Here is a 22,278-nt window from a genome sequence, read left to right on the forward strand (position 1 = left end):
AGGAAGAAAGGCTTTCATCCCGCAAAAAATCCGGAAAAATCTGTACACAAAAAAAGACACCACAACTCTGTGATGTCCATTTTAAATGACCTGTCCGGGAATCGAACCCGGGTTTACGCCGTGAGAGGGCGTCGTCTTGACCGCTTGACCAACAGGCCTTATATGTTTTTTGCTTTACTGTTTTTTTCCGTATCACCTGCGACTCAGATAGTATATCACATCTCCGAAAAAATGCAAGTGTTTTTTTCAAAAAAATTAAAAATTTGTAACCGTTCAGCCATATATCTTCTTGCCCGCTTAAAGCGGACAGGAAGCGTCTGGCGTCCGCCCTATGAAGATTTACCGCTTTCCAGCCAGGGCTGCTGCAGTTTCACCCAGCAGCCCCGGCCGGCTTTCTGCCCATCGTTTTGGGCTAACCTTTTCCCCTCTTTTTCAGAACCCTCTCAATTTTTTCAACAACCTCTTTTAAATCAATAGGCTTGCTGATATGACCGTCCATGCCGCAGGCCATGCTCTTTGCCTTGTCCTCTGAGAAGGCATTGGCCGTCATAGCCAGGATGGGAATTTCCCGTCCGTCCTCTCTGTCCAAAGAGCGGATAATCCTTGTGGCCTCATATCCATCCATCACCGGCATCTGCACATCCATCAGAATTAAATCAAAAAATCCCGGCTCTGAGGTCTCAAAGGCCTCCACAGCTTCCTTTCCGTTTACTGCCGTTTCCACTTCTGCCCCAAAGGAGGAAAACAGCGTGACGGCGATTTCCCTGTTCAGATCATTGTCCTCCACAACCAGAAACCTGAGTCCGCCGAAATTTCCCTCCGGGAAGTTCTGAGATTTCTGAGCGGTTTTCTCCTCCTGCTTTTCCTCCTGCTTCTCCTGCTGTTTCTCTTTCAGCAGCTTTGTCAGAAGGGCGGAAAGTGTGGACTCAAACAGGGGCTTTTCCACCACGCAGGCTGCGCCGGCCAGCTCCGCGTCCTTTCGGATTTCGTCCGTGTCATAAGCCGTCACCAGCGCGGCGGCTATCTTTCTTCCGGGCAGCTTTCTGAGTCTCCTGATTGTCTCGACCCCATCGCCGGAGGGCATCTTCCAGTCTGCCAGGCAGACATCGTAATCCTCCCCCTCACTGTGGGCCAGACGGGCCTTTTCAACTGCCTCCTCGCAGGACCCGGCCGTATCAGCCTTAGTTCCCAGCTTTTTCAGGAGGAGTTTTATATGAGTCAGGCAGTCGGGGTCGTCATCCACTGCCAGAACCCGCAGGTGGCTGAAGTCCGTCTCCCGCCTCTCACGGCTCTCACAGCTTTCCCTCTTCTCCACACGGCCAAAGGGCATGGTCAGAGTAAAAGTGCTCCCCTTTCCAACCTGGCTTGAGACGGTAAGCCTTCCATCCATCAGCTCAGCAAATCTTCTGGAGATAGACAGTCCCAGCCCGGTTCCTCCGTACACATGGCTGATGTCCTCATGTTCCTGCTCAAAGGGCATAAAAATCTTCTCATAGTTTTTCTCTTCTATTCCACATCCTGTGTCGCTGACCTCAAACTTCAGCCAGACAGTCGTACTGTCTTCATCCAGCTTGGCTATCCGCAGGATAATACTTCCCCCCTCCGGTGTAAATTTCAGCGCGTTGGAAAGCAGATTCATGAGAATCTGATTGACCCGCAGCGCATCCCCGAACAGCTCCTCTTCCATGTCGCCCAGAAAGATCACATCGAAATTCAGTCCCTTATCTCTGGCCTGCCCGCTTATGACATTGCTGACAGACTCCAGAAACAGCCGGAAGTCAAATACCTCCCTCTTTATCTCGATTCTTCCGCTCTCAATTTTCGACATGTCGAGAACCTCGTTGATCAGCGTCAGAAGATGGCGGGAGGACAGATTAATTTTTCGGATGCAGTCCTCCACACGGCTGCTGTCGCCGAGATTCTGCATGGCAATCATTCCCATTCCGATAATCCCGTTCATCGGCGTGCGTATCTCATGGGACATTCGGGAAAGAAATTCACTCTTTGCTCTGTTCGCCTTCTCAGCCTGCTGGATGGCAGCCTCCAGCTCCTTCTGGGTAGACAGAATCTGCGTCTGATCCGTCAGAACTGTGATGAAGCGATCCTCCCCCTCTGTCCATATCCGGTAGGTCTGCAGCAGGAAAATCCGCTCCCCAGCCAGGGCAGGATGACGGTAATGAAAGGTACAGCTCCAGTAGCTCTCCCCCACTGTGTCAAAGACCTGCTTTACCTTTTCCCTGTCCTGCTCATCCATATATTCAAACAGAAGCGTAGGGGAAACCTTCTTTGGATCCGGTTTAAAGCCCAGAATTCTCCCGGCATTTTCTGAGATATAGTTTCGCTCCGGGTGGTGCAGATCATTGATCATGAAGATATTGTCAATATTTTTGGAGAGCAGCTCAAAGAGCTGATTCTGTCTCTTCAGCTGCTCTGTCTGTCTTCCCAGCAGATATTTATAGATGAAGAGAATGATCAGGGCTGCCCCGAACACCAGGCAGGACGTCAAAATGGCAAAAAAGCAGAAGCGGTCCGCCTCAAAGTAAAAATACCCCACCTTGTTTCTGGCAAAGTCGAGAACCTCCCCCAGCTGGCTGTCAAACTCCTGATACAGCTCCTCCAGGTGTCTGGTGCTGTAGCTTACAATCTCATCCTCGCTCCTGTCATCTGCAGCCGCATAATCCAGAAATGCATCCTGCTCTTTCCCGATCTCATCCATGAGCTCTGACAGTTTTTCCAGATCCTCCTGGTCTCCCAGATAGCTTTCCCTCAGAATTTCCATCTGGCGGTCTGTATCCTCATAAATAAGGGAAATTTCATTTCGGATCTCCTCTACAACCTTCGGCGTATTAATGTGCTTTAACTGCTCAAAGCTGTTTCTGATCCGGTCCATATCATTCTGCAGCGTGCCGCCTGCATCCATCACCTGGAAGGGGTGGCGTCTGATATCATCCAGCCGTTCCATCAGATGGCGGACACTGAATATCGTAAACAGCACAAAGACGCTCAGCAGCACCACCAGGACCCAGCCGGAAACTTTTGAGATTTTCTGACTTTTGGCAAGCCTCTGTTTTTCTCTTTCCATATGCGCTCCCCCTCTTCTCTTTCTGTTAATCCTGAACTGTAACATCATACCACCTATCTGCAGGTTTTTCCAGTCCTGTGCCCTTCTTTCTTTTACTTCTCTCAGGTTTCCTGGGCTTTTCTGAAATTTTTCTGTTTTTTACCCGGTTTTTGCCAAGGATGGCCCCCGCCGGGCACACCAAAAAACCGCCGTACAGGTTATCCCATACGGCGGTGCATCTGCCTGTGCGGCCTGAGAGGCTGCTACTGAATTCCAGTCACCTTGTAGTCCTGAGCCTCCACTGCCTCTTTTAACACATCGTCGGCCACCTGAACGCTCATGGAAACCACAGCAGTTCCCTTATCATGGCTTACCTGGGCCTCTGTCACTCCCGGAATGGCCTCCAGTGTCTTTTTCACCCTGGCCTCACAGTGTCCGCACATCATTCCCTCAATTGTCATTGTCTTTTCCACTATCTTTTCCTCCTTTTCTGCCCCCTGGCTGTTTCCATCCGGCCTCTCTGCAGGCTGACAGCTGCTTTCACAGCTCTCATTTTTAAACATTGCAGCCGTCTCCTGGCCACGGTGCTTATTCTTTAATTTTTTATCCCTCGCCCCGTTCCTGATATCGAAAAAGTTCAGGCGCAGGGCGTTTGATACGACGCAGAAGCTGGACAGGCTCATAGCCGCAGCTGCGAACATGGGATTCAGCTTCCATCCAAACAGCGGGATCCAGACGCCGGCTGCAAGGGGAATCCCGATTACATTGTAGAAGAAGGCCCAGAACAGGTTCTCGTGGATATTTCTGAGAGCAGCCCGGCTCAGGCGGATAGCTGCCGGCACATCGCTCAGGCGGCTTTTCATCAGAACCACGTCTGCCGCGTCAATCGCCACATCCGTTCCTGCCCCGATGGCAATTCCGATATCCGCCCTGGTGAGAGCCGGGGCGTCATTGATTCCATCGCCTACCATGGTCACCTTCCCCTGTTCTCTGAGCTTTCTGATCACAGCCTCCTTGCCGTCCGGAAGGACTCCGGCAATTACCTCGTCCACTCCGGCCTGAGCGCCGACGGCTTTCGCCGTCCTCTCATTGTCTCCGGTCAGCATGACGACACGGATTCCCATATTCTGAAGCTCCTTCACCGCCTTCGGGCTGTCCTCCTTGATAATATCAGCCACTGCGATGATCCCCGCAAGGATCCCGTCTGCCGCAAACAGAAGAGGCGTTTTTCCCTCTCCGGCAAGCTCCTCTGCCCGGTTCCTCATCTGCTCAGAAACAGCTGCCTGACTGCTTACAAAGGAAAGACTTCCTCCAAGCAGCTCTTTCCCGTCCAGCTTTCCCGACAGCCCGTTTCCCACAAGAGCCTCAAATTCCGTGACCTCAGCCCCGTTCAGCCCTTCTTCCTCCGCCTTCTTAAGCACTGCGCGGGCAAGAGGATGCTCGCTCTTTTTCTCCAGGGCACAGGCAAGGGAGAGAAGCTCCCGTTCTGCCACGCCTTCTGCAGGGATCAGGTCCGTCACATTCGGTTCACCAAGGGTAATCGTTCCCGTCTTGTCGAGAGCGACAATCTCTGTCTTTCCCGCCTCCTCCAGGGAAACAGCCGTCTTAAACAGAATGCCGTTTTTTGCCCCGATTCCATTCCCCACCATGATGGCTACCGGGGTGGCAAGGCCAAGGGCGCAGGGGCAGCTGATGACGAGGACGGAGATCCCCCTTGCCAGAGCAAAACCAAAGGTCTGGCCCAAAAACAGCCACACAAGAATCGTCACCGCTGAAATGGCAATTACCGCCGGGACAAAGACGCCTGACACCCGATCCGCCACCTTGGCAATGGGGGCTTTCGTCGCAGCCGCGTCGCTGACCATCTGGATAATCTGAGAAAATGTGGTGTCCTCACCGACTCTCGTGGCCTCGCAGCGGATAAATCCAGACTGGTTCAGGGTAGCCGCAGACACCTTATGGCCGGGTTCCTTGTCCACGGGAATGCTCTCCCCTGTCAGAGCCGACTCATTGACCGCGCTGCTTCCCTCTATAATCACCCCATCCACCGGGATATTTTCTCCGGGACGCACCACGAAAATATCGCCCTTTGCCACCTCTTCAATGGAAACAGTCTCCTCCTTCCCGTCCTTTATGATGCAGGCAGTCTTGGGAGCCAGTTTCATCAGATTTTTCAGAGCATCCGTGGTTTTTCCCTTGGAGCGGGCCTCCAGCATCTTCCCGACTGTAATCAAGGTCAGGATCATGGCGGCAGATTCAAAGTAGAATTCATGCATATACCCCATCACTGCAGCCATGTCACCCTTCATCTGGGCATCTGTCATGGCAAACAGGGCGTAGGTGCTGTAAACGAAGGATGCGCCGGAGCCGAGAGCAACCAGGGTATCCATGTTCGGCGCCCTGTGCCACAGGCTCTTAAAACCGCTTATAAAAAATTTCTGGTTAATCACCATCACCGCGATTGTCAGAAGGAGCTGCAAAAGCCCCATAGCCACATGGTTTGCGGCGAAAAAAGCCGGAACCGGCCACCCCCACATCATATGTCCCATGGAAAAATACATGAGAACGAGGAGAAAGCCAAGGGACCAGAGAAGCCGCCTTTTCAGCACAGGGGTTTCCCTGTCTTTCAGCATCTCCTCCCCCGTACTGGAACCTGCTCTCCTCGATGACTCCTTTGCGCTGCCGGTGCCTCCCTTTAAGGAAGCTCCGTATCCTGCAGCTTCCACAGCCGCAATTATATCCTGAGGCTTTGCTGTACCTTCAACACCCATGGAATTTGTCAGAAGGCTAACGGAGCAGGAAGTCACGCCCTCCACCTTTGACACAGCCTTCTCCACACGGGTGCTGCATGCAGCGCAGCTCATACCTGTCACAGTGTACTGTTCCATCTGTATACCTCCTTTTCTGATAACATTGTATACCCTATTGGGGTATATGTCAAGAGATATTCCTCACTTTCGGATCCTTTCCAGATAGTCTGCCTTTTTAAAGGCAATTCTACGCATCCGGGCGGCTGTGATGTGATTGCAGCCGCAGGGGAGCGGTTCCGCCTGCAGAAAAATCAGATTTTCCTGCAATTTTCCTGCCACTTTCCTGTACATGGAACGGTTTCCGACTTAAGCCTTCCTCTCAGAGAGGGCCCTGCTCAACCGTCGGGGACGATCTGACAAACGGGGCCGGCTTCCCAAATATGGCTGCCGGCCCCGTTTTCCCTGATTGACTGTCATTGTTTCAAGATATTGCTTCTCTCTTCTCCCTTCTATCCAGTTTCCAGAAATATGCAAATCCTGCAATATCCGCCAGAAACCAGCCAATAGGCACTGCCCACCAGATCCCAAGAAGGCCCACTGCCGGTATGGGGGAGAGCAGATAGGCGAGGGCAACTCTGGTTCCCAGGGAAATCACTGTGAGAATAACTGAAACCCCCGCATGCCCAAGGCCTCTGTAAAGCCCGTAGAGCAGGAACAGGCACCCGATTCCCACATAGCAGGCGCCCTCCACGTGAAGATACTGGGCGCCGATTCGGATAATCTGTGTTTCCTCAGGGCTGATGAAGATAGTCATCAGTCTCCCTCCGAATGCCACAACCACAAAGGAGATTACAAGACAGAAGGCCCCTGAACTCAGCACTGCTGCCCGAAGGCCCAGGCGTATCCTTTCTTTCCTGCCGGCCCCGTGGTTCTGGGCAATAAAGGTAGAAAAGGCATTGCCGAAATCCTGAACCGGCATGTAGGCGAAGGAATCAATCTTCACCGCTGCCGCAAAGGCCGCCATAACCGTTACTCCGTAGCTGTTAATCAGCCCCTGTACCATCAGAATGCCGAAGTTCATCACCGACTGCTGTACGCAGGTGAGAAGGGAATATCTCGTAATTTTTTTCAAAATCTCCGAATCCCGGTAGAAATGGCGCCTGCCCGGCAAAAGATGGGGCATTTTTACCCACACATAAATTCCAATTCCCAGGGCGGATAAGAACTGCGCTGTAATGGTGGCCCAGGCCGCCCCGGCCGTGCCCATATGAAATTCCAGGATCAGCACCAGGTCCAGCACAATATTTCCCAGAGCCGACACTGCCAGAAACATCAGCGGCACAAGAGAATTTCCCAGGGCTCTTAAAAGGGCTGCAAAATAGTTATAGACAAAGGTGAATACAAGACCTATGAAAATAATCTGCAGATAGGCTTTTGTGTCCTTCAGGATATCAGCGGGAATCTGGAAAACTGCAAGCATGGGATCAATCAGAAGCAGGGCCAGCCCTTCCACCAGGCCCGTCACCAGGGCAATAAAGAAAAAGGACTGGACAAAGCTGTTTTTCATCCGCTCCGTCTCCCCGGCCCCGCAGAGCATGGAAAACAGAACTCCGCTTCCCATGCAGAGCCCCAGAATCACCGAGGTGAGAAATGTCATGACCGTGTAGGAGGATCCCACCGCCGCCAGGGCCCCAGCCCCCAGAAAACGACCCACGATCAGGGTATCTGCTACATTATAAAACTGCTGAAGCAGGTTTCCGGCCATCAGAGGCAGGGCAAACAGCCACATGGAGCGGGCTACCGGGCCGCTTGTCAGATCAATGCTGCGGCCAGCTGTCAGTGTTTCTCTCATGGTTTTGCTCATGGTTTCACTTCCGTTTCGTAAGAGTGTACTTTCGTTTTGAAGAAAACATTTTGTCTATCATAGCAGAAAAAACGGAGGTGTGTCAACAAAAAGAGGCACTGGCCGCCGCAGCTTTGACCAAACCAGTTGTCCGGTTCCTTGGCTGTATGGTACAATAGCGAGGAAAGCGCATGCCATGCTTGCATGAGCATGCATTTGACGAGCAGCTCCATCGAGACGCTAGTCGAGATGGTATAATGACCGCAGGACCTGCGCCGAGCCGCTGGCTTCCTTAGGGCGCCAGGAGAGAATCTGCAAGCACTGCCGCATCATGCAGAATTATATAAACAATATAAGATTAAGAAAGGAATCACCTCATGTTTCTGGGAAATCTGGATGCCACAGATCAGAAAATTATTACACTTTTAACGGAAAATGCGCGGATGTCCTACTCCGACATAGGCGTCAGGGTGGGGCTCTCCCGGGTTGCCGTAAAAAGCAGGATACAGGCTTTGGAGGAGCGCGGAATTATCGAGGAGTATACGACCATTATCAATCCTCAGAAAATCAGCGGCGCTGTTTCCTGCTATTTCGAGATGGAATTTTCTCCGGACGGCTTTTCAGAAAGCTGCAGAATACTTAAGGACTGCGATATTGTCACCCAAATCTACCAGGTTTCCGGCCGCTGCCGTCTCCACGTTCACGCCGTCGCCGCCAGCCAGGAGGAGCTGGAATCGTTTTTGAATGAGACGGTTCTCACACTGCCGGGGCTTTCAGATTTATCATGCAATATTATTCTGTCGAGGATTAAGGATATTAAGGGGCTGCGGCTGTAGGAAGGCCTTCATGCGGATGGACAGATTAAATAGAGCTGTATAGATAAAACGCTGACTGTATCTTCGGACTCCCTGCTTTTTCAAAAGTCCCTCTACGTTTTGCCTCCAGTAAAAGGATCCGGGCTCGCCGTATAAATCAGTCCTTCGTTCGAAAGTCACACCATTTGCTGCTACTCCTAACATGAAGTGCGCTTCAGAAAAAATCCAAAAAACACCGCGCCGTGAAATCGAAAAAGCAAAAGCCGAACGCAATGACTGGCTTTCAAGAAAGGAGTGACCGTCATGAAAACTTGGAATGATTACAAAGCGCATGTCCGTTCTGTTGACCCAGAGGTTGCGAGAGACATTGACGAAGCAGAAAATATTTCATCCATTGTCACTGCAATGGTAAAACAGCGGAACGCCATGGGACTTAGCCAGCGTGAACTCGCAGATATGTGCGGCATTCCTCAGTCTTCTGTGGCAAGGATTGAGTCCTTAAAAACAACCCCTAACCTTGACACACTGCTGAAAATTTTTTGTCAGCTTGGATTAAAACTTACTGTCACACAGTCAAAGCCAATGGTATAACAGCTTCCCTTATATTTATTTCTCGGGAAGCATATAGAGCTGTAAAACGCAGAATATTGCGCATTGATCAGAGAACCCATTTCAAGATGGGTTCTTTTTTCTGGAAAATTCGGATGACACAGTCAGAAAATCAGCGGCGCTGTTTCCTGTTATTTCGAGATGGAATTTTCTCCGGACGGCTTTTCAGAAGGCTGCAGAAAACTTAAGGACTGCGATATTATCACCCAGATATACCAGGTTTCCGGCCGCTGCCGTCTCCACGTCCACGCCGTCGCCGCCAGCCAGGAGGAGCTGGAAGCATTTTTGAACGAAACGGTTCTCACACTTCCAGGGCTTTCGGATCTGTCCTGCAATATTATTCTGTCGAGGATTAAGGATATTAAGGGCTGCGGCTGTAAGAAAAAGGACCCGGGCCTCCCGCCTGAGTCCTTCTTTAAATCGCAGATGCGTTCTCCTTCTCTTCCTTTCTTCCCTGAACCCTTACTCCAGATTCAGCCTCCGCTCCAGCACATACCCGGTTCCTCCCATGAGAAGCGCAAGGCTCACCGCCTGTATGGCCAGAAGGCCGAGGCCCAATACATGGAGAAATGCCACTCCGCTTTCCATTCCGTCTAAGAACCGGACAAATAAAGACGCATTCCCCATAAGCACCATGGAGATAAAGTTAAATACTGTGCTCACTGCCACAAACCACAGTACAGACCATATAATCTTGTGATTTCTCGACATCTGTCCAAGAGTCATGGAAAAATACAGCTCATAGATGGAGGACAGTGTTCCCACTGCCAGAGCCAGCAGAAGCTCCACACCGAAGACCATGCAGTGAAGAAACAGCGTCCTGTCGGCGGCCATTCCCTCCTGTATAAATTCCACTATCAGTCCCGGTATCTGGAACAGTGCCCCAAAAAAGTCAATTCCGCCAAACATTCCCAGCGACAGGATTCCAACTGTCAGAGAGCAGAACGTGGCTGCCAGGGAAACGCAGGCCTTGGAAAATACAAGCTGCCAGGTTTTGACAGGAAGGGTAAACATCAGATATCCCTCCTGCCTTAAAAGGCCTTTGTAAAACCGCTGGATCACCATAACTGCCGTGAATACTCCCATTGCCGCCATCACAAAGATATAAAGCGTCATCGTCGCTATCCTGGTATATTCCAGAAGCGCCGGCGTCTCTGAACCAGTCCCAAATACGTTCTGGAACAAAAAGCCATTGATCAGGGCAACTGCCAGTGTGGCTCCGTAAATGGGCAGCATGGTCCGCATCATTGCCCTCCACTCATATTTTAACAGTTTTCTGAACATACTAGCTCTCCTCCTTCTGATCCTCGTGTACAGTTTTCTCTGTCTTTCCTTCCTCCTGATCCTGCAGCCCAGGCTTCACCGCCGGTTCAAAAGGGGGATTTCCGCCCGTCTGCGGCCTCTGTACGGCAAAAATTTCCCGGAACAGCCGGTCTACCGATTTCCCTTCCTTCTCCCGTATGTCATCGACACTGCTGTGGCGCACCAGCCGTCCTTCCTTTAAAAATATAGCCTCGTCTAAGACCTTTTCCACATCTGCAATCAGGTGGGTGGAGATCACCACCGACGCATCCTCTGAATAATTGGTGAGAATGGTTTTCAGGATATAATCCCGTGCCGCCGGATCAACGCCTCCGATTGGCTCATCGAGGAGGTACAGCTTTGCCTGCCGGCTCATGACCAGGACAAGCTGTACCTTTTCCTTGCTGCCCTTGGATAAAGTCTTCATCCTCTCCTTTTCGGAGATATCCAGAGCCCTCAGCATGGAACCGGCCTTCTCTCTGTCAAAATCTCTGTAAAAATCAGAAAACATGGCTAAAAGATCAGAAACTCTCATCCAGTCTGCAAAATACATCTGATCCGGCAGGTAGGATACCACTGATTTCGTGTGCAGGCCGGGCCTGCGTCCGTCTATCTCGATCCACCCCTCCTCAGGCTTCAGAAGCCCGTTTGCCAGCTTCATAAGCGTGGTCTTCCCGGAACCGTTTGGCCCCAGGAGCCCGATAATTTTCCCGCTCTCCACTCTGAGTTCTACATCTCTCAGCGCGTACCTGGTGCCAAACCGTTTTCCCAGGCCGCTGCAGATAAGTATTTCCTTACTCATAGTTTCCCCTCCTCTGTCATGCTCTCCAGTGCTTCCTCCAGTACCTGGCGTATCTCTTCCTTTGTATATCCCAGCGTTCCCATCTGCTCTAAAAACCGGACAGCCTGTTCTCTGGCCTGCCCCGAGCGCAGTTTTTTAATTCTTTCCATATCCTGTGTCACACACCTTCCCGCTGTTCTGTTCGTTATCACAAGCCCCTGGCTTTCCAGGTCTGCCATGGCTCTCTGCATCGTATTCGGATTCACCCCCGCCTGGGCCGCGCACTCCCTGACGGAAGGCAGCCTCTCCCCGGGCCTGTAAGCCCCGGCTGCAATCTGGGCTGCCAGCTGTTCAGAAAGCTGCATCCAGATAGGTCTGTCATCCGTAATCTTCCACTCCATCGCCTCACCTCCGCTTTTCTCTGAGTATTTTTCTGACATGATGGCAGCTGCAGTGCGCTTTTTCTCCTGCTTATCACGCCATTGTATTTTTGTATTAGTTCCTTAATACAGTTATACAATAAACAGAACCGATTGTCAACCCATTTATCATGAAACTTATCAGCCGTCTGCCTCACGCCCTGCATCCCTTTTCCCTTTCCCTGGACTTCCCCATCTTCCTCTGCTATAATGCTTCTGCAGAAGCTCTCCCAGGTGCACTTTCCCTGTACAGGCAGGTACAATTCCTGCCAGGCCTTCCAGGGAGCAGGAAGCACCCAGGGAACCTGTGGACGGTGAAGCCGCCTGAAAGCAGCTAAAAAAAGGTAAAAATAATCGGGAGCAGCAGGATGAATACGCCAACGACAGAAACAGAGAGACTTATTTTAAGAAAATTTACGGAGGATGATCTGGAAGCCCTGTATCAGATTTACTGTGATGAAGAGGTCAATACCTTCCTGCCATGGTTTCCTCTGAAAACAATGGAAGAAGCCAGAATATTCTATGAAGAGCATTACGCAAAGAAATACCGCCAGAACTGTGCATACAGCTACGCAGTCTGCCTAAAAAAAGATAATTTCCCTGTGGGCTATGTAAACGTCAGTACAGAGGACAGTTATGATTTCGGCTATGGACTGAAAAAAGAATTCTGGCATCAGGGGATTATCACAGAGGCCGGCAGGGCGATTATCGGTCAGTTAAAAAAAGACGGCATTCCATATATAACAGCCACACACGATATCCATAATCCCCGAAGCGGCGAGGTCATGAAACGGCTGGGGATGAAGTATCAATATTCCTACAAGGAGAAATGGCAGCCCAAAAATTTTTTCGTTATATTCAGAATGTATCAGTTAAATCTCGACGGAAATGAGGACAGGGTCTACCGGAAATACTGGGATATCTCTCCTGTTCATTTTAAAGAAACAGACATCTAGCCTTACCCTCTGCAGAAACCCAGCCAGAACAGAATCCGGAAAAAGCATATACCATTAAGATTTAGGAGGACAGAAATTGATCGTACTCATTACGGGGGCCTCCCATACGGGAAAGACCTTATTATCCCAGAAACTGCTTGAAACATATCATTATCCCTATTTATCCCTTGATCTCCTGAAAATGGGGTTAATACGGAGCAGAAACACCAGTCTGACCCCTGAGGATGACAGAGAACTCACCAGTTATTTATGGCCGATTGTGCGGGAAATGATAAAGACCGCTGTGGAAAACAGGCAGAATCTGATTGTCGAGGGATGCTATATCCCCAGTAACTGGAAAGAAGACTTTTCTGAAGAATATCTGAAGGAAATCCGCTACTGCTGCCTTGTCATGAGCAAAGCCTATATTGAACGGCATTTTTCAGATATAAAAGAACACGCCAGTGACATTGAGAAGCGCATCGATGACACTTGGTGTACGAAGGAATCTGTGCTGGAAGACAATGCAGAATATCTTGCTATGTGCAGAAAGCATGGTTATCCTTACCTGCTGATCGACAGCGAATACAAGGTGGAACTTGATTTACAGCAGCCTGACCGGCAGACGTCAGATTTGATGGAAATTTGATGGAAAATTCAATTCCATTTCCATTCACAGCGTTGATGCAGGGAATAATAAAAATCGGAATTTTAAAACAGGAGAGGTAACTGTATGATGGAAGATTTTATCAGTGCTCTAAAAGCGTTTTCTGAAAACAACTCTTTTATAGAGAGTGTTATTCTCGTAGGCTCTTATGCGAGAGGTACGAATCAAGAAGATTCTGATTTGGATATTGTGGTTATTACACCGAATAAAGCGGAAATGGTTGCCAATCAGGACTTTGTTCAAAATTTCGGAAAAGTTTTATCAAAACAAACAGAGTATTATGGCGCGTGTACCTCTGTCCGTGTGTGGTATGAGAACGGACCGGAGGTCGAGTTTGGAATTGCAGAACCCTCGTGGATAGAAAGACCTTTAGATAGGGGGACATACAAAGTTTTAAGCGATGGCTATCAAATTATTCTGGATAAAAAACACTATTTTGAAAATCTGACGCCTGAACCATCTCCGTCCTGCAGATAAACGCAGCCTTTCTCAGACTGACGGAGTGATCCGCCCCCGGCGGTGAAGGGAAAGTCTTTTTTCAGAACCCTTCTTCAGAAGTCCTTTTCAGAAGTCCTTTTCAGAAGTCCTTTCAAGAGGTTCTTTCAAGAGGTTCTTTCCAGTTTTTTCATCCGGAACAGCCAGGCCGGTTTGGCATTCTCCGGAATCTGAACCTCTGCCGGGAATATGCTGGGAATACAGAGAAACCATACAGAGCGAAGGCTGAATTTAATTCTGCAATGGAAAAAGGCGAGGCAGAATCACCCGTCAGGCTGATTCTGCCCCGCCTCTTCCTTCTGACTGTCAGATTGGCAGCTTTAATTTCCCTCTTCTGCTTCCAGAAGCCGGATCAGCCGGCTGGTTCCCAGGCGGTCTGCGCCAAGTCCGATGAACTTTTCTGCATCCTCCACGCCTGCGATCCCGCCGGCAGCCTTTATCTTCACGTTCTTACCCACATACTTTCTCATCAGCGCCACATCGTCAAAGGTTGCGCCTCCCGTGGAAAATCCGGTGGATGTCTTAATGTACTCTGCGCCGGACTCTGTCACCACGCGGCACATCTCAATTTTCTCGTCTTCTGTGAGAAGGCAGGCTTCTATAATCACCTTCAGGAGTTTTCCTTTGCAGGCAGCCTTCACGGCACGGATCTCGTTTAGAACTCCTTCATAGTCCCCTTCCTTCACCATACCGATATTGATCACCATATCGATCTCATCGGCTCCGTTTTTCACCGCGTCCTCTGTCTCAAACACTTTTGCCGCCGTTGTCATATATCCGTTGGGGAACCCGATGACCGTGCAGATGGGGAGCCTTTCCCCCACATACTCCTTGGCCCTCTTTACAAAAAAAGGCGGAATACAAACGGAAGCCGTGCGGTACTTCATTCCCTCATCGCAGAGTTTCCGAATCTGCTCCCAGGTGGCAGTCTGGGTGAGCAGTGTGTGATCCAGGCGTCCTAAAATTTCCTGTCTGTCCATTTTTTTCTCTCTCCATTTCACTGTCTGTTTAACAAGCTGCTTTTTGCAGTTTATGTTTACAATTTACTTTTTACAGTTTACTTTGCAATCTCATCAAGCCTGGAGCGTCCGATTGTCCCCTCCGGCATCTGTACGCCAAAATTGTCTGCTATGGTTGCTCCTATCACCGCGAAGGTATCGCTCTCTTCCATGGCTCCTGCGCAGGTCATTGAAGGGGACCAGGCGATAAAAGGAACCTTTTCTCTGGTGTGATCAGTTCCCGTGTAGGTGGGATCGTTTCCGTGATCAGCCGTCAGAATCAGAAGGTCATCTTCCTTTAACAGGGGCAGCAGCTCTCCCAGCTTCCTGTCAAACCGCTCAATCTCCTTTGCGTATCCTTTCACGTCTCTTCTGTGTCCCCACAGGGCGTCGAAATCCACCAGGTTTACAAAGCAAAGGCCTGTAAAATCACGCTTTGCAATCTCGATGGTCTGCTCCATTCCGTGGACGGAGCTCTGGGATTTGTTGGACTCTGTCAGACCTTCTCCGTCGAAGATATCAAAAATCTTTCCCACTGAGATCACGTCGCAGCCGGCATCCTTTAAGGCATTCAAGGCTGTCTGCCCATAAGGCTTTAACGCGTAGTCGTGGCGGTTGGCAGTGCGCTTAAACTCACCCTTCTTCTTTCCCACATAGGGTCTTGCGATCACGCGTCCCACCTTCCACTCGTCCCTGAGAGTCAGCTCCCTGGCGATCTCGCAGTAGCGGTACAGGTTGTCAAGCCCCATGGTTTCCTCATTTCCGCAGATCTGGAGAACGGAGTCAGCGGAGGTGTAGACGATCAGATGGCCTGTGGCGATCTCCTCCTCTGCCAGCTCGTCTAAGATCTCCGTTCCGCTGGCGCTCTTGTTGCCGATGATTTTCCGTCCGGTTCTCTTCTCCAGCTCGTCGATCAGCTCCTTCGGAAATCCTGTCTCCGTAAAGGTCTTAAAAGGCGTCGTAATATAGAGCCCCATCATCTCCCAGTGGCCTGTCATCGTATCCTTGCCGCAGCTTTTCTCCCTCATCTTCATGTATTTTCCGAGAGGGTTCTCTGCCTTCTCCACCTGCTTTAAGGGATGGAGGTTGGCCATTCCCAGTTTCCTCAGGTTTGGAATCTCAAAGGTGTCCACAGACTCTGAAATATGTCCCAGAGTGTCTACGCCGATGTCTCCGTACTGGGGAGAGTCCTCCATGGCTCCTACTCCCAGGGAATCCAAAACAATTGTGAAAATTCTCTTATACTTTTTATACTGTCCCATCGCAAGTTCTGCCTCCTTCTGACTGCAATTGATTCTTCTCCTGCTTCCGGCCTTCCGGCTTTCGTTTTTCATGGTCTTTTCTATCTGCGCTTTCGTTTTTCATGGTCTTTTCTTTCTGCGCTTTCGTTTTTATAGCTTTTTGGGCTGTTTTGTTTCAGCGCCTTCTCTTTCTGCCTTTCCAGCCGTGCAGGTTTTACGGATTTTCCTATGAAGTACAGCATATTTTACCACAGCCTGAAACAGAGTGACAAGCCATTTCCTTCCGGTCTCCTATTTCCTCTTCTCTTCCAGACGATCTGCCTGAATCAGACGGCGGATAGCCTCCACCGCCACCCGGATAGGCGCCTCTGTGTCGTGCTTAATGGGGTTTTCCATTCCCAGCTTCTCCCTCTCCTGGTTTCCCACCACCAGGAAATCAGAGCCGCAGCGCACGCCCAGGTGGGCAGCTACAATAAACAGAGCCGCCGATTCCATCTCGGAGGCCTTGCAGCCCAGACGCTTCCATGCCTCCCACTTGTTTAAAAGCTCATAGCTCACCGGCATGCGCTCCGGATCGTGCTGGCCGTAGAAGGCGTCCTTGCACTGCACCACACCTGTGTGATACTTCATGCCAAGCTCCCTGGCCGCCCCCACCAGGGCGTTTGTCACATCCAGATTCGCCACTGCCGGAAATTCAATGGGCGCGTACTCCCTGCTGGTTCCCTCCATGCGGACGGCGCCTGTGGCAATGACAATATCTCCGCCCACCACTTCTAAATCCATGCCCCCGCAGGTTCCCACACGGATGAAGGTATCAGCCCCGCACTGAACCAGCTCCTCCATGGCAATGGAAGCCGAGGGACCGCCGATTCCGGTGGAGGTAACGCTCACCTTCTCCCCGTCAATCGTTCCCGTGTAGGTCACATACTCCCTGCTGTCCGCCACCAGAACAGGGCTGTCGAAAAACTCCGCGATTTTTTTGCACCTCTTGGGATCTCCCGGAAGGATCACATACCGTCCCACATCGCCCTTCCTGATCTGTAAGTGATACATTAATCCAATTTCTCCTGAATAGTTCTGCATACCTTCTCTCCTTTCCTCCAGAAGCTGTGAGCTCACAGCTGCCCTCTGAGCCCTCCCCCGCTGTTTTCCTGCTGCGTTTCTCGTCCCGCTGATAGTTGTATCATATCATCAGCCCTGCCTATTTTCAATCCTCAATTCCTCTCTGCTCCCGCCCCCAGGCAGAACCCAGACAGAACCGCCTGAAGGCCCAAAAAAGACAGCCCATGGTCTTTCCCGCTTCCCGGCCGGCCATCTGCCGCAGCCTGACTCATGGCAGATCTCTTTGTCCGACTGCAGCAAGGGCGCTGTAAAACTTCTCCCTCACAGGATACAGTTTTCCGACTTCTGAAGTCTTTCTGTATTCTCTGAGAGATGATTTTACAGCGCCCCCGGCTTTCTGTATTCAGACACGTTTCTCTGCTGTAAGCGCGTCTTTCCCGGCCGCTTTTCCACAGCTTTTTTACGTCTTCTTTTCCAGGTTTTTGTGTCTGTTTGTTCTGTTTTTTTATGTATGTTTTCTGAAGCCTCTCTCTACATCTGTTCTCCGGCTAACACCGGCTTTGCGCCGTCCGGAATGGGACAGTAGTAGCCGCCTTTTGTCTTCTTCTCAAACTCCTCTTTGGCAGCAGCAAGGATTTCCTGGTTTTCAAACAGGTCAATGGCTGTTCCCGCAATAACCTTTCCGGCTGTCAGAGTCCCCTTGTGCCCGATGGAGGTGGCGCCGCAGGAAACATTCTGCCAGCTGTGTCCCGGCGCAGCCGACGGGAAGCAGGCCACCCGAATCTGGGCTGTCGGTGTATTCCAGCTCACATCTCCCACATCTGTGGAGCCGGCCTTCATTTTCTCGCTGTAGAAGTAGGGGATCAGGAAATCATTCATGGCCTTTGTGCCGTGATTGCTGGCTTTGTCCACAAATTCCTGAAGCTCAAAGCTCTCGTCTGTGAAGGAACCGGGCAGAGCAGTCTTTCCCAGCTCGCAGGAAGCATTGAGTTTTTCGGCGAAGGCAACCTCCTCCTCTGTGTAGGACGGCACGCCGATCTCCTCAAAATTCTTATAGAACAGCTTTTCAAGCGGGCGGTTTGTCACTGTGTTGGAGCAGCCGTCGATGAATTTTTTCTTCACCGTAGTTTCCGTCATCATGGCAGCTGCCTCTGCAATCTTATCGACCCGGGCCTGGAGCTCCATGGCCTCCTTCATGAGCTTGGCACGAACCATGTAGAGTACCTGTGCCTTCGGCTGCACCACGTTCGGAGACTGTCCGCCTGCGTCGGTGATAGAGTAATGGATCCGGCACTCGCTTCCCATGTGCTCCCTCAAAAACTGCACGCCGATATTCATCAGCTCCACTGCGTCCAGGGCAGAGCGTCCAAGCTCCGGCGCTCCGGCTGCATGGGAGGCCAGTCCTGTGAACTTATACTCCGTCTGGATGCAGGAATTGCAGGTTCCGCTTGTCACCTCGTTCTCCGTTCCCGGATGCCAGGTGAGGGCGGCATCCAGCTCATTGAATCTTCCCGCCTTGGCCATAAACGCCTTGGAAGCGGCTCCCTCCTCTCCGGGGCAGCCGTAGAATTTGACGGTTCCGCTTCCCTCTCCCTTTTCCTCCAGGTAATGCTTTACCGCCAGAGCCGCGGCCATGGCTCCTGCGCCCAGCATGTTGTGACCGCAGCCGTGACCGCAGCCGCCTGGTATCCTCTCTTTCCGCTCCACAGCTCCCGCCTCCTGAGAAAGGCCGGAGAGAGCGTCATACTCTGCAAGGATCCCGATCACCGGCTTCCCGCTCCCATAAGTGGCAATAAAGGCTGTGTCAATTCCGCAGACATGAGTTTCCACGGAAAATCCCTCTTCCCCTAAAATCTTCACATAGAGCTCCGATGACTGATGCTCCATCAGGGACAGCTCTGCATAGCCCCAGATTTTATCTGATACCTCTGTGATCAGCTCTGCCTTGCTGTCAATATATAAAAGTGCTTCCTTTTTTCCCATTATTTTCTCCCTTCCGGCCGGAGTGCTTTCTCCGGCTCCGGCGCAGCATTCTAGTACAGCACCTTGCCCAGGAACTCCCTTGTTCTCACATTCTGCGGATTTTCAAAAATTTCCTTCGGAGTTCCCTTCTCGGCAATCACGCCTCCATCCATAAAAAATACCCGGTCTGAGACCTCTTTGGCAAAGCCCATCTCATGGGTTACGATCACCGTTGTCATTCCCGTGTCCACAAGCCCCTTGATAACATCCAGAACCTCTCCTACCATCTCCGGGTCAAGAGCGCTGGTGGGCTCGTCAAACAGCATGACCTCCGGCTCCATGGCAAGGGCCCGGACAATAGCCAGCCTCTGCTTCTGGCCGCCGGACAGTTTTCCCGGATACTCGTCAAACTTCTCCAGAAGCCCTACCCTGTTTAACAGCTCCCTGGCCATCTCGTCTGCTTCCTTCTGTGTCTTTTTCCTGAGGAGAACAGGCGCCATGGTGACATTCTTTCCCACACTCATGTTGGGGAATACGTTAAAATGCTGGAACACCATTCCCATCTTCTGGCGATGGATGTTGATATCCACGTGCTTATCGGTAATGTCGGTTCCCTCGAAGAGAATCCTTCCCTCCTCCGGCGTTTCCAGAAGATTCAGGCACCGCAGAAATGTAGACTTTCCGCCGCCGGAAGGCCCTATGACAGAGACTACCTCTCCTCTTGCGATATGCTCCGTCACGCCCTTTAATACATGGAGGGAGCCGAATTTCTTATGTAAATTTTCCACTGTGATAATGTTATCGCTCATTTGCCCTCATTCTCCTCTCCATGAAATTGATTCCCTTGCTCAGGCTGAAAGTCACAATAAAGTAGATGCAGCCCACGATAATCAGCGGCTCCAGGGAAAGGTAGAGTACACCTCTCACGGTCTGCCATACCGTCATCAGTTCTCCCACAAAGAAGGTGGAAGCCAGGGATGTGTCCTTGATCATCATGACGAACTCATTTCCCAGAGCCGGCATGATATTTTTAATCGCCTGCGGCAGAATTACTTTCACCATAGCCTGGCGGTGGTTCAGCCCCAGAGAGCGGGCCGCCTCCATCTGCCCCTTGTCAACCGCCTGGATGCCAGAGCGGATAACCTCAGAAACGTATGCTGCAGAGTTCAGGCACAGGGCCACTGCGCAGCAGACGATGGGGCTTAAATTCATACTCGGAAATGCCATGGGCAGCATAAAGTAAAAGAAATACAGCTGAAGCAGCATGGGCGTGCCTCTGACAATCTCCACATAGATTCCGGCCAGTGTATTTAACGGCCTGATTTTTACAATTTTCCAGTTGCTGAGCCTGAGCATCGCCAGCAGGAACCCGAGAAGGGTTCCCACAATCACGATCACAAGGCTTAACAGGAGGGTAACTCCCAGTCCCTGCATAAACAGCATCCAGTACCTATCCCAAATCTGAACTATTTTCTCAATCAAAACTATCTCTCCCCGCCTGTTTCCTTCCGGCGCTTATTTCTGTTTTTTCCTGTTTCCGCTTTCAGCTGACGCCTAGTTCATATCGATTCCGAGAGCTTCGGCCTTCTCCACAGCTTCTTTATGCCACTCTGTGTAGAGATCCTGCTCCATCACCTCATCGACTGCCTCGTTGATGACTTCCAGAAGAGCCTCCTCGCCCTTGGGAACTGCGATTACATTTCCGTCGTCATCTGTCTCAAACCAGAAATCAGAGAACTGAAGCTCCGGGTAATTGGCAATCATGGTCTCTCCCACAGAGGTTGCCACAGCTACCGCGTCCACCTTGTCTGTCTGAAGCATCATCACTCCGTCATTGACATTTGTGATTGTCTCCATCTGCGCATCCGGAAGCTGTTCCTGCACCAGTGACTGCTGAAGCGCTCCGTTCTGGGCCGCCACCTTCTTCCCGGCAAAGCTCTCTGCCGTGTTGAGTGTATCGGCGTCCTCTGCCAGAATCAAAATTCCCTGTGTGCTGGGCTGCTCTCCTCTGTCGTAATCGTACTTATTGGAAAGGCCCATGCTCTGCGCCCTGTCCTCTGTGTAAGAGAAGCCGGAAATCGCCATATCCACGGAACCGGAGGTGACGGCTGCCTGAACGGCTGCGAAATCCATCGCCTGAATTTCCAGCTCAACGCCCAGCTTTTCTGCAATATATTTTCCAAGCTCGATGTCGCATCCCACATACTCCATCTTTCCGGAGCTGATATCCTTAAACTCGAACGGTGCAAAATCCGGGCTCGTGGCCATTACGATCTTTCCTGATTCTTTAATCTTCGCAAGACGTCCCTCGGAAGCTGCATCCGCTTTCTCTGTCTCACCTGCTGCTGCAGTGCCGGCCGTCTCCCCGGCTGCCTGTGTATCTGCCTTTGACGCCTCTGTAGCTGCCGTCTGTGAACCGCCGGAGCATGCTGTCAGAGATGCTGCTGCCACCAGACCTGCGATTGTAAGAACTGCCGTATGTTTCATTTTCATAATCATATCCTCCTCATTTACAAAACTAATTTTTATACATTTAATTTGCATATATATGTAAGATGATATGTATGATACCGCTTAAAATACGATTTGTCAATAATAATTTTAATATTTTTATGTATTTTTATTCATTCATTTTTGCCATTATTCTTCCTTTTCCTCCCTTTTCGCCCTCTTTTTGCTGTCTCAGAAGCAAAGCAGGCAGGCCGCATCAGTTCCCCGCCCTCTCATGGGTGAAGGCCTTTTTCTTCGCTTCGCGCCGGCTGGGGCTGCGAAGCGGCAGCCTTTATGCGGGCGAGTGCGCATCCAAAGTAAAGTGTGTCTTTCTCTGCAGGAGACGGCAGCTTATGCTGCAATGCAGCAAGTCCTCTCCTATAGAGCGAAAAAAGAGGCTTTACTGCTCCTCCCCGGATCAATAAAACCTCTTTTTTAATTTTACACTTTTTAATTTTACACCGTAATTTCAATCTGGTTGTCCTCAAAGCCCAGCACACAGCTCTCATAATAGCCGTCTCCGGTTACTCTGGGGCCGCTCAGCACCTCATAGCCTGCCCCGGCCAGCTCTTCTGTCAGACGATCCACCGCCTCCCTGCTCCCGGCGCTGAAGGCCAGGTGGATATAGCCGGTGCGCATGAGCCCCTTCTCCCTATCTTCCATCTCCGGGCGGCTCATAATCTCTACCCTTGCCCCGTCTCCGAAGGAGAGAAAGTACGTCTTAAGATCCGTCCTGGGATTGTGGTACGCCTCGCCTGCCTCAGCCCCAAAGAAACGGGTAAAAAACTCTCTGGCCCCTTCCAGATCCCTCACGTATAATGCAATATGCTCCACTTTCATACTTATTC

Annotated in this window: 18 protein-coding genes, 1 tRNA gene and 2 pseudogenes; 6 read left to right on the plus strand and 15 right to left on the minus strand. The window is 51.0% G+C overall.

Annotation, left to right across the window (positions count from 1 at the left end; genetic code table 11):
- Positions 1–86: 86 nt before the first annotated feature.
- The 4 genes from DW757_RS05880 to DW757_RS05895 all read right to left on the minus strand — a co-directional run bounded on the left by DW757_RS05880 (position 87) and on the right by DW757_RS05895 (position 7,675).
- Positions 87–158, minus strand: a tRNA-Glu gene (locus DW757_RS05880).
- 254 nt (positions 159–412) lie between these two features.
- Entirely contained in the window at positions 413–3,082 is a 2,670-nt protein-coding gene (locus DW757_RS05885; RefSeq protein ID WP_118751234.1) for a response regulator, read from the minus strand.
- A gap of 242 nt (positions 3,083–3,324) precedes the next feature.
- Complete coding sequence (locus DW757_RS05890; RefSeq protein WP_118751235.1) at positions 3,325–5,949, minus strand: heavy metal translocating P-type ATPase; 2,625 nt, start codon at positions 5,947–5,949, stop codon at positions 3,325–3,327.
- Positions 5,950–6,292: 343 nt separating this feature from the next.
- On the minus strand, positions 6,293–7,675 hold the full coding sequence (locus DW757_RS05895; RefSeq protein WP_118751236.1) for an MATE family efflux transporter: 1,383 nt from the start codon (positions 7,673–7,675) through the stop codon (positions 6,293–6,295).
- A 356-nt stretch (positions 7,676–8,031) separates the two neighbouring features.
- Here DW757_RS05895 and DW757_RS05900 point away from each other — a divergent pair, with 356 nt between their 5' ends.
- The 3 genes and pseudogenes from DW757_RS05900 to DW757_RS17605 form a co-directional block, all read left to right on the plus strand.
- Complete coding sequence (locus DW757_RS05900) at positions 8,032–8,490, plus strand: Lrp/AsnC family transcriptional regulator (RefSeq protein ID WP_015574475.1); 459 nt, start codon at positions 8,032–8,034, stop codon at positions 8,488–8,490.
- Between the two features lie 282 nt (positions 8,491–8,772).
- Entirely contained in the window at positions 8,773–9,060 is a 288-nt protein-coding gene (locus DW757_RS05910; protein WP_015544170.1) for a helix-turn-helix transcriptional regulator, read from the plus strand.
- A 159-nt stretch (positions 9,061–9,219) separates the two neighbouring features.
- Positions 9,220–9,417: pseudogene (locus DW757_RS17605) on the plus strand (Lrp/AsnC ligand binding domain-containing protein); the annotation flags it as partial.
- A gap of 123 nt (positions 9,418–9,540) precedes the next feature.
- Here the strand turns inward: DW757_RS17605 and DW757_RS05920 are convergent.
- The 3 genes and pseudogenes from DW757_RS05920 to DW757_RS05930 form a co-directional block, all read right to left on the minus strand.
- On the minus strand, positions 9,541–10,362 hold the full coding sequence (locus DW757_RS05920; protein WP_118751237.1) for a hypothetical protein: 822 nt from the start codon (positions 10,360–10,362) through the stop codon (positions 9,541–9,543).
- 127 nt (positions 10,363–10,489) lie between these two features.
- Positions 10,490–11,182 (minus strand): annotated as a pseudogene (locus DW757_RS05925) (ABC transporter ATP-binding protein); the annotation flags it as partial.
- The gene (locus tag DW757_RS05930; RefSeq protein WP_191445035.1) at positions 11,179–11,562 is read right to left on the minus strand and encodes a GntR family transcriptional regulator; all 384 of its coding nucleotides are present in this window, start codon (positions 11,560–11,562) and stop codon (positions 11,179–11,181) included. The pseudogene DW757_RS05925 and the gene DW757_RS05930, both read right to left, overlap by 4 nt.
- A 386-nt stretch (positions 11,563–11,948) precedes the next feature.
- Here DW757_RS05930 and DW757_RS05940 point away from each other — a divergent pair, with 386 nt between their 5' ends.
- The 3 genes from DW757_RS05940 (at position 11,949) to DW757_RS05950 (ending at position 13,659) form a co-directional block, all read left to right on the plus strand.
- The gene (locus DW757_RS05940) at positions 11,949–12,536 is read left to right on the plus strand and encodes a GNAT family N-acetyltransferase (RefSeq protein ID WP_008395673.1); all 588 of its coding nucleotides are present in this window, start codon (positions 11,949–11,951) and stop codon (positions 12,534–12,536) included.
- Positions 12,537–12,612: 76 nt separating this feature from the next.
- Positions 12,613–13,164 (plus strand): adenylate kinase, encoded by a 552-nt coding sequence (locus tag DW757_RS05945; protein ID WP_118751240.1) that lies wholly within the window; start codon positions 12,613–12,615, stop codon positions 13,162–13,164.
- Positions 13,165–13,248: 84 nt separating this feature from the next.
- Positions 13,249–13,659, plus strand: coding sequence for a nucleotidyltransferase domain-containing protein (locus DW757_RS05950; protein WP_008395677.1), 411 nt, complete (start codon positions 13,249–13,251; stop codon positions 13,657–13,659).
- A 338-nt stretch (positions 13,660–13,997) separates the two neighbouring features.
- On the opposite strand, the gene deoC is transcribed toward DW757_RS05950, so the two are convergent.
- The 8 genes from deoC to DW757_RS05995 all read right to left on the minus strand — a co-directional run bounded on the left by deoC (position 13,998) and on the right by DW757_RS05995 (position 22,270).
- Positions 13,998–14,657 (minus strand): deoxyribose-phosphate aldolase, encoded by a 660-nt coding sequence (gene deoC / locus DW757_RS05955; protein ID WP_118751241.1) that lies wholly within the window; start codon positions 14,655–14,657, stop codon positions 13,998–14,000.
- 77 nt (positions 14,658–14,734) lie between these two features.
- A complete protein-coding gene (locus DW757_RS05960) occupies positions 14,735–15,937 on the minus strand; it encodes a phosphopentomutase (protein WP_008395682.1) in 1,203 nt (400 codons plus the stop codon).
- Between the two features lie 270 nt (positions 15,938–16,207).
- The gene (udp, locus tag DW757_RS05965; RefSeq protein ID WP_118751242.1) at positions 16,208–16,999 is read right to left on the minus strand and encodes a uridine phosphorylase; all 792 of its coding nucleotides are present in this window, start codon (positions 16,997–16,999) and stop codon (positions 16,208–16,210) included.
- Positions 17,000–17,509: 510 nt separating this feature from the next.
- Positions 17,510–18,961 carry an amidohydrolase gene (locus DW757_RS05970; protein ID WP_118751243.1) on the minus strand — a complete coding sequence of 484 codons (1,452 nt, stop codon included), beginning with the start codon at positions 18,959–18,961 and terminating at the stop codon, positions 17,510–17,512.
- 50 nt (positions 18,962–19,011) lie between these two features.
- Entirely contained in the window at positions 19,012–19,737 is a 726-nt protein-coding gene (locus DW757_RS05975) for an amino acid ABC transporter ATP-binding protein (protein ID WP_044930734.1), read from the minus strand.
- A gap of 1 nt (position 19,738) precedes the next feature.
- Positions 19,739–20,422 carry an amino acid ABC transporter permease gene (locus tag DW757_RS05980; RefSeq protein WP_008395688.1) on the minus strand — a complete coding sequence of 228 codons (684 nt, stop codon included), beginning with the start codon at positions 20,420–20,422 and terminating at the stop codon, positions 19,739–19,741.
- 72 nt (positions 20,423–20,494) lie between these two features.
- Complete coding sequence (locus tag DW757_RS05985) at positions 20,495–21,433, minus strand: transporter substrate-binding domain-containing protein (RefSeq protein WP_021965836.1); 939 nt, start codon at positions 21,431–21,433, stop codon at positions 20,495–20,497.
- A gap of 453 nt (positions 21,434–21,886) precedes the next feature.
- Complete coding sequence (locus tag DW757_RS05995; RefSeq protein ID WP_118751245.1) at positions 21,887–22,270, minus strand: VOC family protein; 384 nt, start codon at positions 22,268–22,270, stop codon at positions 21,887–21,889.
- Positions 22,271–22,278 lie beyond the last annotated feature (8 nt).

The sequence above is a fragment of the Clostridium sp. AM29-11AC genome (assembly GCF_003480545.1).
Classification (GTDB): domain Bacteria; phylum Bacillota; class Clostridia; order Lachnospirales; family Lachnospiraceae; genus Otoolea; species Otoolea saccharolyticum_A.

What these genes read in the sequence shown, in the direction of transcription:
- DW757_RS05885 (WP_118751234.1), bottom strand. Translation starts at nt 3,082, where the DNA reads ATGGAAAGAGAAAAACAGAGGCTTGCCAAAAGTCAGAAAATCTCAAAA.
- DW757_RS05890 (WP_118751235.1), bottom strand. Translation starts at nt 5,949, where the DNA reads ATGGAACAGTACACTGTGACAGGTATGAGCTGCGCTGCATGCAGCACC.
- DW757_RS05895 (WP_118751236.1), bottom strand. Translation starts at nt 7,675, where the DNA reads ATGAGCAAAACCATGAGAGAAACACTGACAGCTGGCCGCAGCATTGAT.
- DW757_RS05900 (WP_015574475.1), top strand. Translation starts at nt 8,032, where the DNA reads ATGTTTCTGGGAAATCTGGATGCCACAGATCAGAAAATTATTACACTT.
- DW757_RS05910 (WP_015544170.1), top strand. Translation starts at nt 8,773, where the DNA reads ATGAAAACTTGGAATGATTACAAAGCGCATGTCCGTTCTGTTGACCCA.
- DW757_RS05920 (WP_118751237.1), bottom strand. Translation starts at nt 10,362, where the DNA reads ATGTTCAGAAAACTGTTAAAATATGAGTGGAGGGCAATGATGCGGACC.
- DW757_RS05930 (WP_191445035.1), bottom strand. Translation starts at nt 11,562, where the DNA reads ATGGAGTGGAAGATTACGGATGACAGACCTATCTGGATGCAGCTTTCT.
- DW757_RS05940 (WP_008395673.1), top strand. Translation starts at nt 11,949, where the DNA reads ATGAATACGCCAACGACAGAAACAGAGAGACTTATTTTAAGAAAATTT.
- DW757_RS05950 (WP_008395677.1), top strand. Translation starts at nt 13,249, where the DNA reads ATGATGGAAGATTTTATCAGTGCTCTAAAAGCGTTTTCTGAAAACAAC.
- deoC (WP_118751241.1), bottom strand. Translation starts at nt 14,657, where the DNA reads ATGGACAGACAGGAAATTTTAGGACGCCTGGATCACACACTGCTCACC.
- DW757_RS05960 (WP_008395682.1), bottom strand. Translation starts at nt 15,937, where the DNA reads ATGGGACAGTATAAAAAGTATAAGAGAATTTTCACAATTGTTTTGGAT.
- udp (WP_118751242.1), bottom strand. Translation starts at nt 16,999, where the DNA reads ATGCAGAACTATTCAGGAGAAATTGGATTAATGTATCACTTACAGATC.
- DW757_RS05970 (WP_118751243.1), bottom strand. Translation starts at nt 18,961, where the DNA reads ATGGGAAAAAAGGAAGCACTTTTATATATTGACAGCAAGGCAGAGCTG.
- DW757_RS05985 (WP_021965836.1), bottom strand. Translation starts at nt 21,433, where the DNA reads ATGAAAATGAAACATACGGCAGTTCTTACAATCGCAGGTCTGGTGGCA.
- DW757_RS05995 (WP_118751245.1), bottom strand. Translation starts at nt 22,270, where the DNA reads ATGAAAGTGGAGCATATTGCATTATACGTGAGGGATCTGGAAGGGGCC.